Source organism: Streptomyces sp. NPDC048288, from assembly GCF_043201555.1.
GTDB lineage: Bacteria > Actinomycetota > Actinomycetes > Streptomycetales > Streptomycetaceae > Streptomyces.
The window spans coordinates 782,127-799,684 of sequence record NZ_JBICZD010000003.1 but is presented as its reverse complement, the minus strand read 5'-3'; the positions used below and the strand labels follow the sequence as shown (position 1 = coordinate 799,684).

21 protein-coding genes are annotated in these 17,558 nt (G+C 71.9%); 12 read left to right on the top strand and 9 right to left on the bottom strand.

Annotation, left to right across the window (positions count from 1 at the left end):
- Positions 1-6 precede the first annotated feature (6 nt).
- Together ACGFZS_RS15045 and ACGFZS_RS15040 are read right to left on the bottom strand one after the other, a co-directional pair.
- Positions 7-987, bottom strand: a complete 981-nt coding sequence (locus tag ACGFZS_RS15045; protein WP_393795390.1) for an isopenicillin N synthase family dioxygenase — start codon at positions 985-987, stop codon at positions 7-9.
- On the bottom strand, positions 980-1,432 hold the full coding sequence (locus tag ACGFZS_RS15040) for a nucleoside deaminase (RefSeq protein WP_355709806.1): 453 nt from the start codon (positions 1,430-1,432) through the stop codon (positions 980-982). Before ACGFZS_RS15040 ends, ACGFZS_RS15045 begins: the two co-directional genes overlap by 8 nt.
- Positions 1,433-1,543: 111 nt before the next feature.
- Between ACGFZS_RS15040 and ACGFZS_RS15035 the strand changes: the two genes are divergently transcribed.
- Positions 1,544-3,355: a PucR family transcriptional regulator gene (locus ACGFZS_RS15035; RefSeq protein WP_393795389.1), complete on the top strand. Its 1,812-nt coding sequence runs from the start codon at positions 1,544-1,546 to the stop codon at positions 3,353-3,355.
- A 16-nt stretch (positions 3,356-3,371) separates the two neighbouring features.
- Here ACGFZS_RS15035 and ACGFZS_RS15030 read toward each other — a convergent pair whose 3' ends face one another.
- Complete coding sequence (locus ACGFZS_RS15030) at positions 3,372-4,226, bottom strand: SDR family NAD(P)-dependent oxidoreductase (protein WP_393795388.1); 855 nt, start codon at positions 4,224-4,226, stop codon at positions 3,372-3,374.
- Positions 4,227-4,411: 185 nt separating this feature from the next.
- On the opposite strand from ACGFZS_RS15030, the gene ACGFZS_RS15025 reads away from it, so the two are divergent.
- Both ACGFZS_RS15025 and gcvH read left to right on the top strand, forming a co-directional pair.
- Positions 4,412-5,422, top strand: a complete 1,011-nt coding sequence (locus ACGFZS_RS15025) for a CorA family divalent cation transporter (RefSeq protein WP_393795387.1) — start codon at positions 4,412-4,414, stop codon at positions 5,420-5,422.
- A gap of 87 nt (positions 5,423-5,509) precedes the next feature.
- Positions 5,510-5,899 (top strand): glycine cleavage system protein GcvH, encoded by a 390-nt coding sequence (gcvH, locus tag ACGFZS_RS15020; protein ID WP_393795386.1) that lies wholly within the window; start codon positions 5,510-5,512, stop codon positions 5,897-5,899.
- 23 nt (positions 5,900-5,922) lie between these two features.
- Here gcvH and ACGFZS_RS15015 read toward each other — a convergent pair whose 3' ends face one another.
- From ACGFZS_RS15015 to ACGFZS_RS15005, 3 genes are all read right to left on the bottom strand, one after another.
- A complete protein-coding gene (locus tag ACGFZS_RS15015; RefSeq protein WP_393795385.1) occupies positions 5,923-7,329 on the bottom strand; it encodes a purine-cytosine permease family protein in 1,407 nt (468 codons plus the stop codon).
- Between the two features lie 153 nt (positions 7,330-7,482).
- Positions 7,483-7,725, bottom strand: a complete 243-nt coding sequence (locus ACGFZS_RS15010; protein ID WP_355709794.1) for a chaplin — start codon at positions 7,723-7,725, stop codon at positions 7,483-7,485.
- Between the two features lie 113 nt (positions 7,726-7,838).
- Positions 7,839-8,489, bottom strand: a complete 651-nt coding sequence (locus ACGFZS_RS15005) for an FMN-dependent NADH-azoreductase (RefSeq protein WP_393795384.1) — start codon at positions 8,487-8,489, stop codon at positions 7,839-7,841.
- Between the two features lie 97 nt (positions 8,490-8,586).
- On the opposite strand from ACGFZS_RS15005, the gene ACGFZS_RS15000 reads away from it, so the two are divergent.
- Together ACGFZS_RS15000 and ACGFZS_RS14995 are read left to right on the top strand one after the other, a co-directional pair.
- Positions 8,587-8,940: a helix-turn-helix domain-containing protein gene (locus ACGFZS_RS15000; protein WP_359210096.1), complete on the top strand. Its 354-nt coding sequence runs from the start codon at positions 8,587-8,589 to the stop codon at positions 8,938-8,940.
- Between the two features lie 151 nt (positions 8,941-9,091).
- On the top strand, positions 9,092-9,265 hold the full coding sequence (locus ACGFZS_RS14995; protein ID WP_393795383.1) for a DUF397 domain-containing protein: 174 nt from the start codon (positions 9,092-9,094) through the stop codon (positions 9,263-9,265).
- 4 nt (positions 9,266-9,269) lie between these two features.
- Here ACGFZS_RS14995 and ACGFZS_RS14990 read toward each other — a convergent pair whose 3' ends face one another.
- Positions 9,270-9,800 (bottom strand): peptidoglycan-binding protein, encoded by a 531-nt coding sequence (locus ACGFZS_RS14990; protein WP_393795382.1) that lies wholly within the window; start codon positions 9,798-9,800, stop codon positions 9,270-9,272.
- Between the two features lie 280 nt (positions 9,801-10,080).
- Between ACGFZS_RS14990 and ACGFZS_RS14985 the strand changes: the two genes are divergently transcribed.
- Positions 10,081-11,853: a LamG-like jellyroll fold domain-containing protein gene (locus tag ACGFZS_RS14985; protein ID WP_393795381.1), complete on the top strand. Its 1,773-nt coding sequence runs from the start codon at positions 10,081-10,083 to the stop codon at positions 11,851-11,853.
- 16 nt (positions 11,854-11,869) lie between these two features.
- Here ACGFZS_RS14985 and ACGFZS_RS14980 read toward each other — a convergent pair whose 3' ends face one another.
- Complete coding sequence (locus ACGFZS_RS14980) at positions 11,870-12,136, bottom strand: PLD nuclease N-terminal domain-containing protein (protein WP_393795380.1); 267 nt, start codon at positions 12,134-12,136, stop codon at positions 11,870-11,872.
- An 86-nt stretch (positions 12,137-12,222) separates the two neighbouring features.
- Here ACGFZS_RS14980 and ACGFZS_RS14975 point away from each other — a divergent pair, with 86 nt between their 5' ends.
- On the top strand, positions 12,223-12,717 hold the full coding sequence (locus tag ACGFZS_RS14975; protein ID WP_393795379.1) for a DUF3515 family protein: 495 nt from the start codon (positions 12,223-12,225) through the stop codon (positions 12,715-12,717).
- Here ACGFZS_RS14975 and ACGFZS_RS14970 read toward each other — a convergent pair whose 3' ends face one another.
- Positions 12,718-13,284, bottom strand: coding sequence for a TlpA family protein disulfide reductase (locus ACGFZS_RS14970; protein ID WP_393795378.1), 567 nt, complete (start codon positions 13,282-13,284; stop codon positions 12,718-12,720).
- 64 nt (positions 13,285-13,348) lie between these two features.
- Here ACGFZS_RS14970 and ACGFZS_RS14965 point away from each other — a divergent pair, with 64 nt between their 5' ends.
- The 5 genes from ACGFZS_RS14965 to ACGFZS_RS14945 are packed head-to-tail and all read left to right on the top strand — an operon-like array spanning position 13,349 to position 17,540.
- Complete coding sequence (locus tag ACGFZS_RS14965; RefSeq protein WP_393795377.1) at positions 13,349-14,806, top strand: menaquinone biosynthesis decarboxylase; 1,458 nt, start codon at positions 13,349-13,351, stop codon at positions 14,804-14,806.
- On the top strand, positions 14,803-15,705 hold the full coding sequence (gene mqnP, locus ACGFZS_RS14960) for a menaquinone biosynthesis prenyltransferase MqnP (protein ID WP_359210115.1): 903 nt from the start codon (positions 14,803-14,805) through the stop codon (positions 15,703-15,705). Before ACGFZS_RS14965 ends, mqnP begins: the two co-directional genes overlap by 4 nt.
- Positions 15,706-15,751: 46 nt before the next feature.
- On the top strand, positions 15,752-16,324 hold the full coding sequence (locus ACGFZS_RS14955) for a Uma2 family endonuclease (RefSeq protein ID WP_393795376.1): 573 nt from the start codon (positions 15,752-15,754) through the stop codon (positions 16,322-16,324).
- A 55-nt stretch (positions 16,325-16,379) separates the two neighbouring features.
- Entirely contained in the window at positions 16,380-17,024 is a 645-nt protein-coding gene (locus ACGFZS_RS14950) for a UbiX family flavin prenyltransferase (RefSeq protein ID WP_355709769.1), read from the top strand.
- 60 nt (positions 17,025-17,084) lie between these two features.
- On the top strand, positions 17,085-17,540 hold the full coding sequence (locus ACGFZS_RS14945; RefSeq protein WP_393662445.1) for an Lrp/AsnC family transcriptional regulator: 456 nt from the start codon (positions 17,085-17,087) through the stop codon (positions 17,538-17,540).
- The last annotated feature ends 18 nt before the right edge of the window (positions 17,541-17,558 follow it).

Here is a 17,558-nt window from a genome sequence, read left to right as displayed (position 1 = left end):
GTGAGATCAGCCGACGGTGATGGAGTCGAGCTTCCCCCGCAGATAGACGTGCGAGTCGACCGCCGGGTACGCCACCCGGCCGACCGGGGCCGGTACGGACTCGACGAGGGTGCCCGGGGTGCACTCGCCGAAGTAGACGAGGGACATCAGTTCCTCGGCGGGGGCGTCGGTGGGCGGCGGCAGCACCCGGTGCCGTCCGGAGCGCCACCGGTCGCCGGTCCAACGGGCCATCAGGTCACCGATGTTGATGGTGAAGGCGGCCGGGTCGAAGGGGGCGTCCTCCCAGCCGCCCTCGTCGGTGTACACCTGGAGTCCGCCCTTGCCGGCCTGCCGGTCCAGGATGGTCACCGTCCCGAAGTCGGTGTGCGGGCCGATCCGGAACTGGCCGGGCTCGGGCTCGCCGATGACGTCCGTCCCCGGGTACCAGTTGATGTTGAAGCCGTACGTCGGATGGTCCATGTGCCGGGAGAAGAAGTCGGGTTCGAGCCCGAGGGCGTATCCCAGCAGGGACAGCAGCTCCTTCTCCAGTGCGGCCATCCGCTCCAGGTACTCCTCGCAGAGCGTGCGCAGGGCGGGGATCTCGTCCGGCCACACGTTGGGGGCGTACCACTCCGCGTTGACCGCCGGGTCGTCGAAGGGCTCGTGGGTCGCGAAGGTCAGCGACTCCTTCAGGTCGGGCGGGGTCTCGGTGCCCTCCGAGTAGCCGTTGGCCTCGGCCTTCGGCCCCAGCCAGCCCCGGCCGCCGACCTTCACCTCGTATGCCTGCTTGACCCCGGCCGGCAGCGCGAAGAAGGCGCGTGCGGCCTCCCGTACGGAGTCGCGCAGCTCCGGGTCGACGCCGTGCCCGGTGACCAGCAGGAAACCGGCGGTCTTCAACGCCGCGTCGACGGTCCGGGCGAGCTCCTGCCGGGCGGCCTCGTCGCCGTCGAGCCAGGGCCGCAGGTCGATGGTGGGGATACGGGGGCTGGAGCTTGTCGTGTCACTCATCGCCGATGTCCTCGTTCCACAGGGCCGGATTGTTGTCGATGAAGTCGCGCATCAGGCCGGTGCACTCCGGGTCGTCCAGCAGGACGATCTCCACACCGTGCTCGGCGAGCCAGTCGTGGCCGCCGTGGAAGGTGGCCGCCTCGCCGACCACCACCCGCGAGATGCCGAACTGGCGGACCAGACCGGAGCAGTACCAGCACGGCGACAGGGTGGTCACCATGGTGGTGCCCCGGTACGACCGCTGCCGGCCCGCCGCGCGGAAGGCGGACGTCTCCGCGTGCATCGAGGGGTCGCCGTCCTGCACCCGCCGGTTGTGCCCGCGGCCGAGCAGTGCGCCGTCGGCGCCGTAGAGCGCGGCGCCGATCGGGATGCCTCCCTCGGCGAGGCCGGCGCGGGCCTCGGCGACGGCGGTGGCGAGCCAGGCCCGGGCTTGTGACTGATCCATGTCTCCACTCTCCTGTGGCCGAAACACGAGGGCAACGTGCGGAAAGTACCCTCCGGGCAACCCGCGGCCGGACGAAATGTCAGGGCCCGTGCCCGTCCCCTGGAGGTCCCCGTGCCCGCACTCACCCTCCGCGAAGTCCTCTCCCTCGACCCGGTGCGGGCGGCCCGCCCCGAACTGCTCGCCGGGGAGGACGCCCTCGACCTGCCCGTGCGCTGGGTGCACTCCAGCGAGGTCTACGAGGGCGCCAACTTCCTCGACGGCGGCGAACTCCTGCTCACCAACGGCTTCGGGCTGACCGACGCGGGCGAGGAGGTCCGCCGCCGTTATGTCCGCGAGCTGGCCGCGCGGGGTGCGGCCGGGCTCGCCGTGGAGGTCGGCCGCTCGCTTCCCGCGATGCCGGCGGAGGTCACCGACGAGGCCCGCCGGCTCGGGCTGCCGCTGCTGGCCCTGCACCGGGTGGTGCCCTTCGTCCGGATCGCGGAGGCCGCGAACCGCGCGATCGTCGCCCGCGGGCTGTCCGGGCGGTCGGTGGTCCGGCCCTGGGGCGACGACCACACGGCGGCCCTGCTCGCCGACCTCGCCGACCGCGCCGCCCTCAACCAGCCCGAGGTGGAGGCCCGCGCCGCCCTCGCCGGCTTCCACCCGGCCCCCGGTTCCCGCCTGATCGGCGTCTCGGTCCACGGCCCCCGCGAGACCGGAACCGTGGACCGCGCGGTACGGCTGCTGGGCGGGGTGGGAGTGATGCGCGCCGCGTTCCCCGGCGACGTCCTGGCCCTGATCACCCTGCCTGGCGCGTACCGCGGCCGCGCAGCTGCCGGGCGGAGCGGGGGCGCCGACGGCGGGCGCGGGAACGCGGTGCGGGGTGGGGGCGGGGCGGCTGGCGACAGCGGGCGCAGGGGCGTCGGGCGGAGTGGGGGTGGTGCTGATGGCGGGCGGGGTGATGCAGAGCGGAGTGAAGGTGGGGGTGTCGACGGCAGGCGCAGGGGTGTCGGGCGGAGCGGCGGTGGGGCGGCTGCCGACAGCGGGCGGACGGGTGTTGGGCGGAGTGGGGGTGGGGCGGCTGTCGGCAGCGGCGCTGATGGCGGGCGCGGTGATGCGGTGCGGGGTGGGGCGGCTGTCGACGGCAGGCGCAGGGGTGTCGGGCGCAGTGGTGTCGGGCGGAGTGGGGGTGGGGCGGATGTCGGCAGCGGCGCCGATGGCGGGCGCGGTGATGCGGTGCGGGGTGGGGGTGGTGGTGCTGATGGCGGGCGCGGGAATGCGGTGCGGGGTGGGGGTGGGGCGGCTGTCGACGGCGGGCGGAGGGGGGCTGGGCGGGGTGGCAGGGGGGTGGTGACCGGTGGGGGGCTTGGGGGCGGTGATCCGGTTCGGGTCGTGCAGGAGGCGTTCCGGACGGCCGCCGGTCCGGGGCTCACCGTGGCCGTGGGGCACGCCGTGGAGGCGGACGGCGGGTGGCTGCACTGGAGCGAGACGTTGCGCGCGGCCCGGACCACGCTGGAGCTGGCTCTGACCGTGCCGTCCGCCGAACCCGCGGTTCCCGAAGGCCCGTTGGTGACCTCCGCGCGTGCCCTCGCCCTGGAACGCGAGCTGACCCGGGGCGGCACCGCCGCCAACCGCGACCGCCTCGCCGCCCTCGTCCGGCACACCCTCGGCCCGCTGCTGGCCTGGGAGGCGGCCCACGCCAGCGACCTGGTCCGCACCCTGGAGGTGCACCTGCGGCACGGCTGCTCCCCGACCCGCACGGCCGCCCTCCTCCACATCGGCCGCCAGTCGCTCTACCAGCGCCTGGAACGCATCGAGTCCCTCCTCGGCCTGGAGATCGACGACCCGGACCTGCTGGGCGAGCTGCTGACGGCGGCCTGCGCACACCGGGTGGTCCGGGGTGTGAGCACGACGGCGGCGGGCCGACTGCGCACGGTCGCCTGACGGAACGCGGCGACGGTCATGCCGAGGCCCCCTCGGCCCGGGACCGCAGGGCGCGCCGGAGCAGGCCGAGCACCGCGTAGTAGTGCGTCGGCGTCACCCGGGTGAGCGCGTCGAACAGGTAGGCGTCGGGGCCGACGAGGATGCGGGCCCGGCCCTGCTCCACCCCGCGGCAGATGATCCCGGCCGCCTTGGCCGGGCTGGTCAGGGTCATGGCCTCGAACTCGGCGGCCAGCTGCGCGTGGGTACGGCCGCGTCCCTCGGGGTCCTCGCGGATGCGGGCGTTGCGGGCGATGTTCGTGGTGATGCCGCCGGGGTGCACGGTCACCGCGGAGACCCCGGTGCCGCGCAGCTCCTGGCGCAGCGCGTCGGTGAACCCGCGCACGGCGAACTTCGCGGCGCAGTAGGCGCTCTGGTACGGCATACCGGCCAGCCCGTACACGCTGGACGTGTTGACGATCACGCCCTGGCCCTGCGCCACCAGGAGGGGCAGGAACGCCCTGGTGCCGTTGACCACCCCGTCGAAGTCGATGGCGCGCAGCCATTCGTCGTCCTCGGGTACGGCGTCCAGCACCGAGGACGTGACGGCGACGCCCGCGTTGTTGAACACCGCGCCGAGCGGCGCGGTCAGCCAGTCGCGGACCTCGGCGGCGAACGCGTGCTGGTCGGCGGCGTCCCGCACGTCCAGTACCCGGGTGAGCACCGGCCCGGACAGCGTGGCGGCGGTCGCCTCCAGCCCCGCCGCGTCGATGTCGGCGACGGCCACCGGTGATCCGGTGCGGGAGAGGAGCTGGGCCAGGGCGCGGCCGATGCCGGAGGCGGCGCCGGTGATCATCGCGGGACGGCCCGCGATCGGCCTACGGGTTCGGGGCATCGATGCTCCTCGGGTGGACGGATCCGCGTCATCGGGTCCATCGTCGGGAACTCCTGCCCCGACGGCCAGGTGGCCGTCCGGGCCGGCGGGCCCGCGGTCGGGGTCCTCACCCGTTCGGGGCCGTCCCGCGCGGCAGCCGAGCGCATCCGGGTGCGCCGGGCGCCCGCCGCAACCACGCTGAAGGCGTGGGCCACGGGACCAGCGGTGAGGCGATGATCGTGACGGTGGTGTCGGTGCCGGACGGGGGCACCGCGCGGATCTCCGTGGCGGAGGCGCGGCAGCGGCTCGCCACCGACCGGTTTCTGCTCCTCGACGTCGAACTGCCCGACGAGGAGGACCCGGCGGCGGCGGACGAGCCGGTGGCCCGCCGGCTGGGGCTGGAGGACGAGGACCTCGGGTGGTTCGGCAGCCGGGACGAGTCCGTGCGGGCCGAGTTCCTGGGCGGGGCCGCCGGGTTCGTCGTGCCGGTCGTCCACGACGGCGACATCGTCCACGTGCACGCCCTGGCCGCGGAGCGCTTCCTGGTGGTCGTGCACTGGGGCCGCCGGGCCGGACTGGCGGCGGCCATCACCGCGCAGCTGCGGCGGGAGCGGCCCTCCGACGCCGTCGCCTCGCTGTTCCTGCTGCTCCAGGAGGCGCTGGTGACGTTCCGCCGGGCCGCGGTGCGGGCGGTGCTGCGGGTGGAGGAGCTGGAGGACGACATGTTCGAGGGGCGGCGGCCCGAGCAGATCTACCTGCTGTCCCAGGAACGCCGCTGGTCCGCCCGGCTGCACCACGCGCTGCTGCCCTATCTGCAGGCGGTCGAGGAGGTGATCACCCGCAGGATGATGAGCCCGGACTTCCCGGTGGAACGGCAACGCCTCGCCCTGGAGTTCCAGCGCACCGCCCGCCTGGTGCTCGCCGACATCGAGTCTCTCCAGGACGCCGCCCGCCGGGCCTTCGCCAGCTACGGCTCCCTGGTCGCGGGCGAACAGAACGGCGTGATCAACCGGCTGGCGATCGTGTCGGTGATCTTCCTGCCGCTGTCGTTCCTGACCGGGTTCTTCGGCATGAACTTCGAGTTCCTGACGAACCGGCTGGAGACCCGGGACGAGTTCTGGCTGCTCGCCGTGGGTCTCCAGCTGGTCGCCGTGCTCGGCTCGCTGGTCCTGCTGCACCGCAGCCGCATCTGGCGCCGGCTGCGCGACGACGACTAGCTCACCCAGGTGGTGTATCCGATCCGTTACGCAGCGCGAGGGGAGTGGCAGGCTGATGGCGCCGACCGACTTCGAAGGAGCTGCGCCATGGCCAACTATCCGACGGACCGCAAGTACACCCAGAACCACGAATGGATCCAGGTCGACGGCGGTACCGCCACCGTCGGGATCACCGAGTTCGCCCAGAAGCAGCTCGGTGACATGGTGTTCGTGGAGGTGCCGACCGTGGGCCGAAAGGTCGAGACGGGCGAACCTTTCGGCACCGTGGAGTCCGTGAAGTCGGTGAGCGACCTCTTCATGCCGGTGGGCGGCGAGGTGACCGAGATGAACACGGAGCTGAGCGACGAGCCCGAGCTGCTCAACTACGAGCCGCACGACACGTGGGTGATCAAGGTCCAGGTCTCCGACAAGGAGGCGATCAAGGGCCTGCTGAGCGCCGAGCAGTACGAGAAGTACCTCAAGTCGGAGGCCGGGTAGGGCTCCCGGTCAGCCGGTCCGGGTCACGGCGTCGGCCGGACCCGGGCCCGGCTGCGCAGCGCCGCGTACAGCAGCGCGCTCACCGCGAAGCCGACCACCGGGGTGATGTCGCCGAAGGCCGGGTGGTGCTTCGGCACCCAGCCCACGTAGTCCTCCTGGTTGGAGAAGAGCGGGACGGACACCGCCACACCGATCAACAGGGACGCGAGCCCCGGCCAGTTGGTGAAGGAGCGGTCGGTCAGCCGGGCGGCGAGTTCCGCGTCGGTCGCGGTACGGCCCTGCAGCCACCGCTCGACCAGGACCACGCCCAGCCAGGGCGCCACCCAGTACGCGATGACCAGCAGGAACGCCTCGTAGGCGGCGCCCGCGTCGTCCAGCGAGGCCCAGGCCGCCGCCGTACCGGCGATGCCCGACACCACGACCAGCGCGCTGCGGCTCAGCCAGGTGGGGAGCTTCAGGCCGAAGGAGGCGATGGAGATCGCCCCGGAGTACACGTTGAGGGCGTTCGCCGAGACCCCGCCGAGCATGATGGCGATCAGCACGAGGTCGCCGAGCCAGCCGGGGAGGTGGCCGGTGAAGGCGGCCGTCGGGGTGGCGTCCTTCGGGGCGAGGATGGTGGCCGAGGCCGCGCCGATGACGGCGACGATCGACACCGACACGAACAGGCCGACGGCCGGCCAGAGCACCGTTTTCACCTTGTCCGCCGTACGCGGCAGATAGCGCGAGTAGTCCGAGGCGTACGGGTTCCAGCCGGCCGCGTAGCCCCAGGCCGCGCTGAACGCGAGCAGGAAGCCGCCGACGCCGCCGCCCGAGCCGCCCCCGCCGAGGTCGGCGTCCTTGAAGGTCCACACCCCGGCGAGCAGGAAGATCACCGCGAGCGCCGGGAACGCGTACTTCTCGAAGGTGTGCACGAAGTTGTGGCCGATGAAGCCGATCAGGATCTCGGCGACCACGACGAGCAGGAGGGAGGGCAGCGGGCGCAGTCCGGTGAGCGTGTTGAGGGCGAAGGCGGCGCTCACGCTGTTCACCGCGAACCAGCCGACGCCCGCGAGCAGTCCGTTGGCGGCGGAGGGCAGGATGTTGCCGCGGTGGCCGAAGGAGAAGCGGCCGATCACCATCTGGGGGACGCCGAACCGGGGGCCGTCGAGGGACAGCACGCCCTGGGTGACCGCGCCGAGCGCGGTGCCGAGCAGGATCGCGGCGGTGGCCGTCCAGAAGTCGAGGCCGAAGAAGAGGACCGCGATCACGCCGATGTAGACGGTCGCGAACTCGATGTTGGGGGACGCCCAGGTCCACAGGAGCTGGAGCGGGCTGCCGTGGCGTTCGGCGTCGGGGATCGGTTCCGAGCCCGCCGCCTCCACGGCGATGACCCGGTCACCGTATTCGGGTGCGCTACTGGTGGTGGTGGAACCGGCGGGAGCAGTCGTCATACGAGGTAAGTGTCGGGTTCGTTCCCGGTCCGGCCCAGAGGCGCACTGTCCGCTTCGGGCGGCTCACCGGCGTACAACATGCACGCATGCGAGGAGTTCCGGAGGCGCGTGTCCTCCGGAAGTTCCTCGCGCGTACGGCTTCTGCGGCCGGGGTCAGCCGTTCTTGCAGGTGTTGCCGATCGCCGGGTTGAGCAGGCCGATCACGTTGACGGTGTTGCCGCACACGTTGATCGGGATGTTGATCGGCACCTGGACGACGTTGCCCGACAGGATGCCAGGGCTGTTGACGGCGACACCGTTGGCCTCGGCGCCGTTGTCGGCGTAGGCGGCGGTGGAGCCGGCGAGGGCGAGGACCGCGGTGACGGCGCCGGTGACGGCGAGGGAACGGATGCGCATGACTGCCTCCTGGGCGTCGGGGGGTCGCAACCCGTTCATCACAACCGCACGCCACCGGGACCGCATGCGCTGCTGGGCCGATCGGCGCAACCGGCCCGGCGAGCGGGTGGCGCCTACGCGGCGAGACGCTCCGCGAGGGTCTTCGCCTTGGCCGCCGCCTCCTGGAGGGCGCGCTCCCGGGAGGCCTCGTACAGCGGGACGAGCTCGGCCATCGCCGGGTTCTGCGGGGCCATCGTCAACTCCGGCACGATGAAGTCGAGTTCGAGGCCGAGCCCGTCGCCGAGCGCCGCCGCCAGGTAGTTCTGCACGTACTCGAACGGCTCGCGCGGGGTGCCCGGCGCGTAGGAGCCGCCGCGGCTGGCGACGACGGTGACCGGGATGCCCTTGGCGGAGGGGTTCTCGCCCGCCGTGCGGCCGAACAGGATCACGTTGTCCAGCCACGCCTTGAGTGTCGAGGGAATCGTGAAGTTGTACATCGGGGCGCCGATGAGCACCGCGTCCGCCTGCTCCAGCTCCTCGATCAGCTTCACGCGGTCCGCGAAGGCCGCCGCCTGCTCGGGGGTGTGGGTGGCCGGGTCCACGAAACCGGCGGTGTGGGAGGCCGCGGTGATGTGCGGCACCGGCTCGGCGGCGAGGTCGCGGTAGACCACCGTGCCGTCGGGATGCTGCTCCTGCCAGGCCTTGCGGAAGGCGTCCGTGACCGTACGGGAGGAGGAGGCGTCGCCCGGCAGGAGGGACGAGTCGATGTGCAGAAGGGTGGCCATGGGAATCTCCAGTAGCTGAGAATTAGTACTCAGCTATAGATAACACAGGTACTTACTTTTTTTCATCCCCTCCCGTCCGGGGCTGTACCCTGATGCCATGGCGTTGGAGCAGGCCCATGACCCGGAACAGTGCAAAGCCGTCGACACCGGCATCACGCGCGTCTTCCAGGTGCTCGGCAAGCGCTGGAACGGCCCGATCCTGTCCGTCCTGATGGACCAGCCGACGCACTTCGCCAGCCTGCGCCGCGCCATCCCCGGCATCAGCGAGCGCATGCTCTCCGACCGCCTCACCGAACTCGGCGCCGCCGGCCTCGTCGTCCGCGAGGTCGACGAGGGCCCGCCGCTCCGCGTCTCCTACCGCCTCACCGCCGCCGGTGCCGCCCTCGAACCCTCGCTGAAGGAACTCGGCCAGTGGGCCACGCAGCACCTGCCGGGCGACTCGCCCTGCTAGCGCCCCGGCGTACCCCAGTGGTCCCCGCGCAGATGCCTGCGCAGCAGCACGGCGGCGTCGGTCGACCCGCTCGCGTCGGCCCCCGCCTCGGCGGACACCCTCTCGCCTCGCGAATCCGCCGCCCTGATCGGCGACTTGATGGAGGGCTACGGTGACCTCAGCGACGTGGATCAAGAGCAGCTACAGCGACAGCGACGGCGGCAACTGCCTCGAAATCGCCCCCGAGTTCACCTCCGTCGTCCCCGTCCGTGACAGCAAGAACCCCGACGGCCCGGTCATCGTCGTCGACCGGGCCGCCTGGGACGCGTTCGCCTCGTCGCTCTGACCCGTCAGCCGCAGGCCGTCGCCTTGGTGTAGGACGCGTCCTTGTAGCCGATGCTCGTCGACTTGCGGACCTGGTAGCGGTGGTTGTTGAGGTTGATCTTGAACCAGACCTTGCGCTTGATGCCCTGGTAGTACACGACCTCGTAGTTGCCCGAGACGTAGTCGATGTGCAGGCGGTTGTCGGCGTTGGAGAAGGTCTTCTTGCCGGCGATGCCGTCCGCGGTGCCGGCGTGGAAGTGGCTCTGGAACTTCTTGGTCGCCGCCTTGGTGCCGGAGCCGAACCGGCAGTCGATGCCCGAGGCGGACAGGTAGCCGTCGGCGTAGAGCACGGCCTGCCACAGGCCCGTCGCGCTGCTGTGGGCGTGCGAGGAGGTGCTGAGGTTGCCCTCGTCGCCCCAGTCGCTGGTGACGGCGCCGGTGGCCATCGTGATGTAGCCCTGGGACGTGCTCGCCGACGCCGGTGCCGTACCGGCCGCCCCCCCGCCCGCGAGGGCCGTCGCGAGGACGACGGCCGCGGTCCGCTTCCGAACGGACATGGTGTTCCCCCTTCGTGTCGGGCCGCCCCCGTGTCGGCCGGCCCTCGGTACACCGGGAACGTAGGCGCCGGGCCGGGGGCGGCGCGTCCCATGGGGGTTTGAGTTCCGGGGGCGGCTACACCCTCCGTCGTACGACCAGGCACCACGCTCGGTTGACGCGGTGTCCTTGAGGGCAGACCAGGGGGCAACTTGCGGTACGGGGACGGGATTTGGCCATCCCCGGTATCCGGGCCGCCCTATGCTGACCGGGTTTGCGGGAGTCGGTGGCGCGGGAGGGATCGTGGCAGCTCTGGAGCCCGGTGACCCGCGTTCCGTCGGCGAGTACCAGCTGCTGAGGCGGCTCGGCGCGGGCGGGATGGGCCGGGTCTACCTGGGGCGTTCGCCGGGCGGCCGGCCGGTCGCGGTGAAGGTCGTGCACGCCGAACTGGTCGCGGGGCAGCCCGAGTTCAGGTCCCGGTTCCGCCGTGAGGTGGCGGCCGCGCGCAAGGTCAGCGGTGCCTTCACCGCGCCGGTGGTGGACGCCGATCCGGACGCGCCGCTGCCATGGCTGGTCACCAGCTACATCGCGGGGCCGTCGCTCCAGGAGGCGGTGGCCGAGCGGGGGCCGCTGCCCGCGGACACCGTCCTGGGGCTCGCCGCCGGGCTCGCCGAGGCGCTCACCTCGATCCACGCGGCCGGGCTGGTGCACCGGGACCTCAAGCCGTCGAACGTGCTGCTCGCCGAGGACGGGCCGCGGGTCATCGACTTCGGCATCGCCCGCAGCGTGGAGTCGGCCACCATCACCCGGGCCGGGCTCATGGTCGGCTCGCCCGGGTTCATGTCGCCGGAGCAGGTCGCGGGCGCCGAGGTGACCGGCGCGAGCGACGTGTTCGCGCTGGGCGCGGTGCTCGCGTTCGCGGCCACGGGCGGCAACCCCTTCGGGGCCGGGCCGACCCCCGCCCTGCTCTACCGAGTGGTCCACGACGAGCCCGACATCAGCGACGTCCCGGACCCGGCGCTCGCCGCGCTGGTCGCCGACTGCCTGGCCAAGGACCCGGCGGACCGGCCGACGCCCCGGGAGATCCTGACGCGGATGGGCCCCGCGCCCGAGGCCACCGCCTTCCTCCCGCGACCACGACCACGACCAGGGCCAGGATCAGGGCCAGGATCAGGGCCAGGACCACGGCCCGCCGGGGAGCCCCGGGACGACACCGCGCGCCCGGTCCCGCCGGCCGCGCACCCCGCCGCGACCCGGCCGGTCACCCGGCTCGACGAAGCGGTGCGGCACCCGGGGCCGTACCGGCCGGACACGTCGGACCGGCGGGGGACGGGCACCAGCCGCCGTACCCTGCTGGTCTCCGGGGGAGCCCTCGCCGTCGCCGCGCTCGCGGCCGTACCGGTCGCTCATTACGTCAACCGGGGCGGGAGCGGGAAGTCGCCCTCGCACGCGGGTGGTTCGGTGTCCGTCCCGTCGCCGATGGACGCCTGGCCGCTGGACGAGACCTCGGGCACGGTCGCCGCCGACGACAGCGGGCGGTACAACGGGACGGCCACCGCGGTCGGCTGGGGGCGGGGCAAGGACGGGGCCGCGCTGTTCGACGGCGCCACCAGCCAGATCATGACCGGGGGGCCGGTGCTCCGTACCGGCAGGGGGCGCGGCTTCACCGTCTCCGCGTGGGTGGCCCTGAGCGGGGTGCCGACGTCCTTCGCGACCGCCGTCAGCCAGGACGCCGGTGACGTCAGCGGCTTCTACCTCCAGTACGCGCCGGCCGAGAACCGCTGGGCGTTCGCCCGTCCCGGGCTGCGCGCCCTGTCGTACTCCGTCCCCGCGCCGGGGGTCTGGACCCACCTGGTCGGTGTCTACGAGGGCGGCCGCAACCAGCTGGTCCTGTATGTCGACGGCACCCAGGAGGCCGGTGTCAACGACACCAACCCGGTCGCCGCCGACGGCCCCCTGGTGATCGGCCGCGCCACCTCCGGCGGCGCGCCCTCCGACTGGTTCCCCGGCTCGGTCAAGCAGGTCCAGGTGTTCCAGCGGGCGCTGACCGCCGCCCAGGTCAGGGTGTTGCTGTAGGGGCGGGCGGCCGGTGTCAGTCGGTGCGCGGGTCGTCCGGCTTCAGGGACTTCAGGAACTCGGGGTTGTCGTCCGGCGCGACCCAGCGCTCGCGCGGCTGCCGGCTGCGGCCCGCGACCAGCCAGGCTATTGGGCCGACCAGGACCTCCCCGAAGAGCAGGATGACGAAGACCCAGGCCAGCTTCGGCATCCCGCGGACCTCGTCCTCGGGGGTGTTCAGGCAGTCCACGAAGGCGTAGATCCACAGCGCGAGGACCAGCAGGAAAGGCAGATACCTGAGCATGGCGGCCAGGGTAGCGGGTGGCTGGGGTCCGTGACCGGGGGCACGGGCATGATGGATGCCTTCGGGCGGGAGGGGGAGCGGTGAGGGTGCGCGGATGGTCCCGCAGGGGCCGGGCCGCGGCGGGTGTGGCGCTGGCCGGCCTGCTGGCGGGTGCCGGACTGGTGGCGGGCGAACTGGACTCGCCGGTGTTCGGCCTTGCGCAGGGCCCGCGGGCCGGGGACCCGGCGTGCGCGCGGCTCGCCGACCGCTATCCCGACCGCCTCGGCGGCGCCGACCGGGACCGGGTGACCTTCGCGGGGCTCGCGGTCTGGGGGCACGGCGAGGTGGAGCTGCGTTGCGGGGTGAACCCGCCGGGCCCGACGACGGACGCCTGCGTCGGCGTGGACGGCGTGGACTGGGTGTGGCGGGAGCGGGCCGGGGACGGCGCCCGCAAGTACCTGGTCACCTTCGGCCGCAGCCCGGCCGTGGAGGTCTCGGTGGCGGACTCCGTGACCGCCCTGGACGCGGTGCTGCTGGACCTCAGCCACCTGGTGACGCCGATCGCGGCGCACGCCAAGTGCCTGGAGAGCAGCGGGGGTTAGTCAGGTTTTCGCGGCCTTCTCCGCGAGCAGCGGCCGGACGATGGCGCGGACCTCGGCCCCGGTCAGCTGGCTCAGGTACTTCGCGGCGATCCTCCCGTCCCGGTCGATGAAGAGGGTGTACGGCAGCGCCTGCGGCAGAAACCCCTTCGGGAACCGGACGAGCTTGCGGCTGCCGGGGTCGTGCAGGCTCGGGTAGACGAGCCCGTGCTCCCGCTGGAACGCCCGCCCGCTCTCCCGCCGGGCCTCCGTGTCCACGCCCAGCACCTGGACGCCCTTGGCCGCCAATTCCCGCTGCACCTTGGACAGTTCCGGCGCCTCGGCCCGGCAGGGGCCGCACCAGGACGCCCACACGTTCAGCACGACGACCTTGCCCCGGTACTCCGCGAGGCTGACCGGGGCGCCGTCCAGGCTGCTGCCCGACAGGCCGGGCGCCGCCTTCCGCTCGGCGACCGGCACCCGGGTCAGCGGGGAGACGGCGGAGCCGCCTGCCTCCTGCCGGGGCGCACAGGCGGCGAGCACGAGCAGCAGGGCGAGCAGTGGCAGCGGTATCCGGCGACGACCTCTCACGGCCGACGAGTATCGCAGGGGGCGGTGACCGGGGCCGGACCCCGGGTGGCCGATACTGGGACACATGGCTTACGACGATCTTCGCTCCCTGCTCAGGGCACTGGAGCGCGAGGGAGACCTCAAGCGTGTCAAGGCCGAGGTCGACCCGTATCTGGAGGTCGGGGAGATCGTCGACCGGGTCCAGAAGTCCGGCGGACCGGCGCTGCTCTTCGAGAACGTGAAGGGCTCCTCGATGCCCCTCGCGATGAACGTGTTCGGCACCGACCGGCGGCTGCTGAAGGCCCTCGGCCTGAAGTCGTACGGCGAGATCTCCGAGAAGATCGGCGGGCTGCTCCGCCCGGAGCTGCCGCACGGCTTCGTCGGGGTGCGCGAGGCGTTCGGCAAGCTCGGCGCGATGGCGCACGTACCGCCGAAGAAGGTGAAGTCCGGGGACGCCCCGGTGCAGGAGGTGGTCCTGACCGGCGACGACGTCGACCTCGACCAGCTCCCGGCGCTCTTCACCTGGCCGCAGGACGGCGGCTCCTTCTTCAACCTGGGCCTGACCCACACCAAGGACCCCGAGTCCGGCATCCGCAACCTCGGCCTGTACCGGCTCCAGCGCCACGACCGGCGCACCATCGGCATGCACTGGCAGATCCACAAGGACAGCCGCAACCACTACCAGGTGGCGGCCCGGCGCGGGGAACGCCTCCCGGTCGCGATCGCCTTCGGCTGCCCGCCCGCCGTGACCTACGCCTCCACGGCCCCGCTCCCCGGTGACATCGACGAGTACCTGTTCGCCGGGTTCATCGCGGGCAAGCGGATCGAGATGGTCGACTGCAAGACGGTCCCGCTCCAGGTCCCGGCGCAGGCCGAGGTCGTCCTGGAGGGCTGGCTGGAGCCGGGCGAGATGCTGCCCGAGGGCCCGTTCGGCGACCACACCGGCTTCTACACCCCGCAGGAGCCGTTCCCGGCCCTGAAGATCGACTGCGTGACGATGCGCAAGCGCCCACTGCTCCAGTCGATCGTCGTCGGCCGCCCGCCGACGGAGGACGGTCCGCTCGGCCGCGCCACGGAACGCTTCTTCCTCCCGCTCCTGAAGATCATCGTCCCGGACATCGTGGACTACCACCTCCCCGAGTCCGGCGGATTCCACAACTGCGCGATCGTCTCGATCGACAAGAAGTACCCGAAGCACGCGCAGAAGGTCATGCACGCGATCTGGGGGGCGCACATGATGTCGCTCACCAAGCTGATCGTGGTCGTCGACTCCGACTGCGACGTCCACGACCTGCACGAGGTCTCCTGGCGGGCCCTCGGCAACACCGACTACGCCCGTGACCTGAGCATCGTCGAAGGACCGGTCGACCACCTCGACCACGCCTCCTACCAGCAGTTCTGGGGCGGCAAGGCGGGCATCGACGCGACGAAGAAGTGGCCCGAGGAGGGCTACACCCGGGACGGGGGCTGGCCGGACATGGTCCTGTCGGACCCGGATACGGCGGCCCTCGTGGACCGCCGCTGGAAGGAGTACGGCCTGTGAGCTCCGCCTCCGCAGCCCTCCCGCAGCCGGGACGGACGAAAGCCTTCCTGCGCCTGGTGATGATCGAGCACTCGGTCTTCGCGCTGCCCTTCGCGTACATCGCCGCGCTGACCGCGATGTTCGAGCTGGACCGGAACATCCACTGGGGGCGGCTGCTCCTGGTCACGATCTGCATGGTCGGCCTGCGCACCTTCGCCATGGCCGTCAACCGGATCATCGACCGCGAGATCGACGCCCGGAACCCGCGCACCGCCCACCGCGAGCTGGTCACCGGCGCGATGAGCGTGAAGCACGCCTGGACCGGCGCGCTGATCGCGGTCGCGGTCTTCCTCGGCTCGGCGGCGCTGCTCAACCCCCTCTGCCTGGCCCTCGCGCCCGTCGCCGTGATCCCGATGGTCGTCTATCCCTACGGCAAGCGGTTCACGAACTTCCCGCAGGCCATCCTCGGTCTCGCCCAGGCCATGGGCCCGATCGGCGGCTGGCTGGCGATCACCGGCGAGTGGTCCTGGGACGCGGTGATCCTCGGCCTCGCCGTCGGTATCTGGATCGGCGGCTTCGACCTGATCTACGCCTGCCAGGACGTGACCACCGACCGCGAGATCGGCGTCATGTCGGTCCCGGCCCGCTTCGGCATCCCGGCCGCGATCCGGGGGGCGCGGGTCTGCCACGCGATCGTCACGGCCCTGTTCGTCTGGTACGCGATCGCCACCGACGCCGGCGCCTTCTTCTGGCTGGGCCTGGTGATCGTCGCCGGGGCCTTCCTCTACGAACACTCCATCGTCCGCCCGCACGACCTCTCCCGCCTCAACCGCGCCTTCTTCAGCGTCAACGGCTTCATCGGCATTGCCCTGTTCGTGTGCGCGCTGCTGGATCTTCTGGTTCGGGGTCTGAGCGTCTGACTACGGTGCGGCCTACCATCGAGGACAGGACACCAGGGAGGCCACCGTGACCGTCTCGGACCTTGACCGCCTGCACTCGCAGCTCAGCCGGTTCGAGGACATGTTCCCCGGCTATCACATGGAGATTGTCGAGGGCAACGTCGTGATGAGTCCGGTCAAGCCACATCATGCGGAGACCATCCGACTGGTGTGGAATGCCCTCCGTGAGCAGGTGGCCGAAGAGTGGGGCTTCACCAGCGACGTCGCCTTCCCCTTCGACGAGGACAACGAGTTCTGCCCCGACCTGGCGATCATCCCGGCCGCGGAGGTGTCGAAGAACGAGGGCGCCTACCCGCCCGATCTCATCGAGCTGGTGGTCGAGGTCGTGTCCAAGGGCAGCATCCGCCGGGACTACGAGGTCAAATCGCGCTGGTATGCCTCGCGGGGTATCGCCAACTACCTGATCTTCGACCCCCTCCAGGGGCATGTCGTCACACTCTGGAACCCTGGCCCGGACGGCTATGCGGGCCGGGACACCCTTCCCTACGGCCCCGAACTGATCGTCGCCTCGACCCTCGGCAAGCTCACCCTGTCCACCTCCGGTCTTCCCGTCGACCCCAAGGCGCCCGACCGATCCTGAGCCCTCCCACCCGCACCGGTACGCTCAAGATGTGAACGCAGGAGAATCGCAGCGCGTGCCTTGGATCGTGGGGGTGTCCGGGGCGTCCGGAACGCCGTATGCCGCCGCTGTGCTGCGTGCGCTGCTCGATGCGGGGGAGAGCGTCGACCTGGTGGTCTCCCGGGCCTCGCGGCTTACTCTGCTGGACGAGACCGGCATCTCCTTCCGGGACGCCCATTGGCGGGACGACCTGGGGGAATGGCTGGCGCGGGGCGCCGACGGCAAGCCGGGGACCTTCGAGGCGGACCTGGCGCGGGTGCGGTACTGGAACGCGGGGGACCTGGCCGCCGGGCCGTCCTCCGGGTCGTACCGGACCAAGGGCATGCTGATCGTGCCGGCGTCCACCGCCGCCGTCGCCGGGGTCGCGCTCGGACTCTCCAAGGACCTGCTGCAGCGGGCGGCCAGTGTCACCCTGAAGGAGCGCCGGCCGCTCGTGGTGGCCGTCCGCGAGACCCCGCTGAACGGGCAGACCCTGCGCCACCTGGTCACCCTGGACGACCTGGGGGCGGTCGTCGTCCCCACCTCCCCGGCGTTCTACGCGGGAGCCACGCACATCCAGGACCTGGTGGACTTCGTCGCCGGGCGGGTGCTGGACGCGGCGGGCGTCGGGCACCGGCTCTATCGCCGCTGGGAAGGGGACCTCGGCGGCGGCAGCAAGTAGCAGTACCTCTGCAGTACCTCTCATCTACTTCGGGATTTTTCAGCGGAAGGCTTCGATCGCATGGACGCCGTGGACAGGCAGCTCATCCAGGCCCTGAGGGAGAACGGCCGGGCCTCGTACGCGGAGCTGGGGCGCCTCGTCGGACTGTCGGGACCCAGCGTCACCGACCGCATCAACCGGCTGGAGGCGGCCGGCGTCATCACCGGCTACCGCGCCACCGTCGACGCGGCCTCGCTCGGCCTCGGTGTCATCGCCCTCATCGGCATCTCGCTCTCCGACGCCGCCGACCACGAGGACGTGGCGCAGCGGCTGCGGGACCTGCCGGAGATCGAGGACTGCTGGTTCATCGCGGGCGACGACTCCTTCATGCTCAAGGTGCGCTCGACAAACGTCGACGGCCTGGAGAAGACCATCCGGCGGCTCTCCGGCACGAAGGGCGTCTCCCGCACCCGTACCACGATCGTGCTCTCCACGAAGTGGGAGAACCGGGTCGGGGAACTGCCCGAAGAGGCGTAGACGTACCGTAGTCGGAGT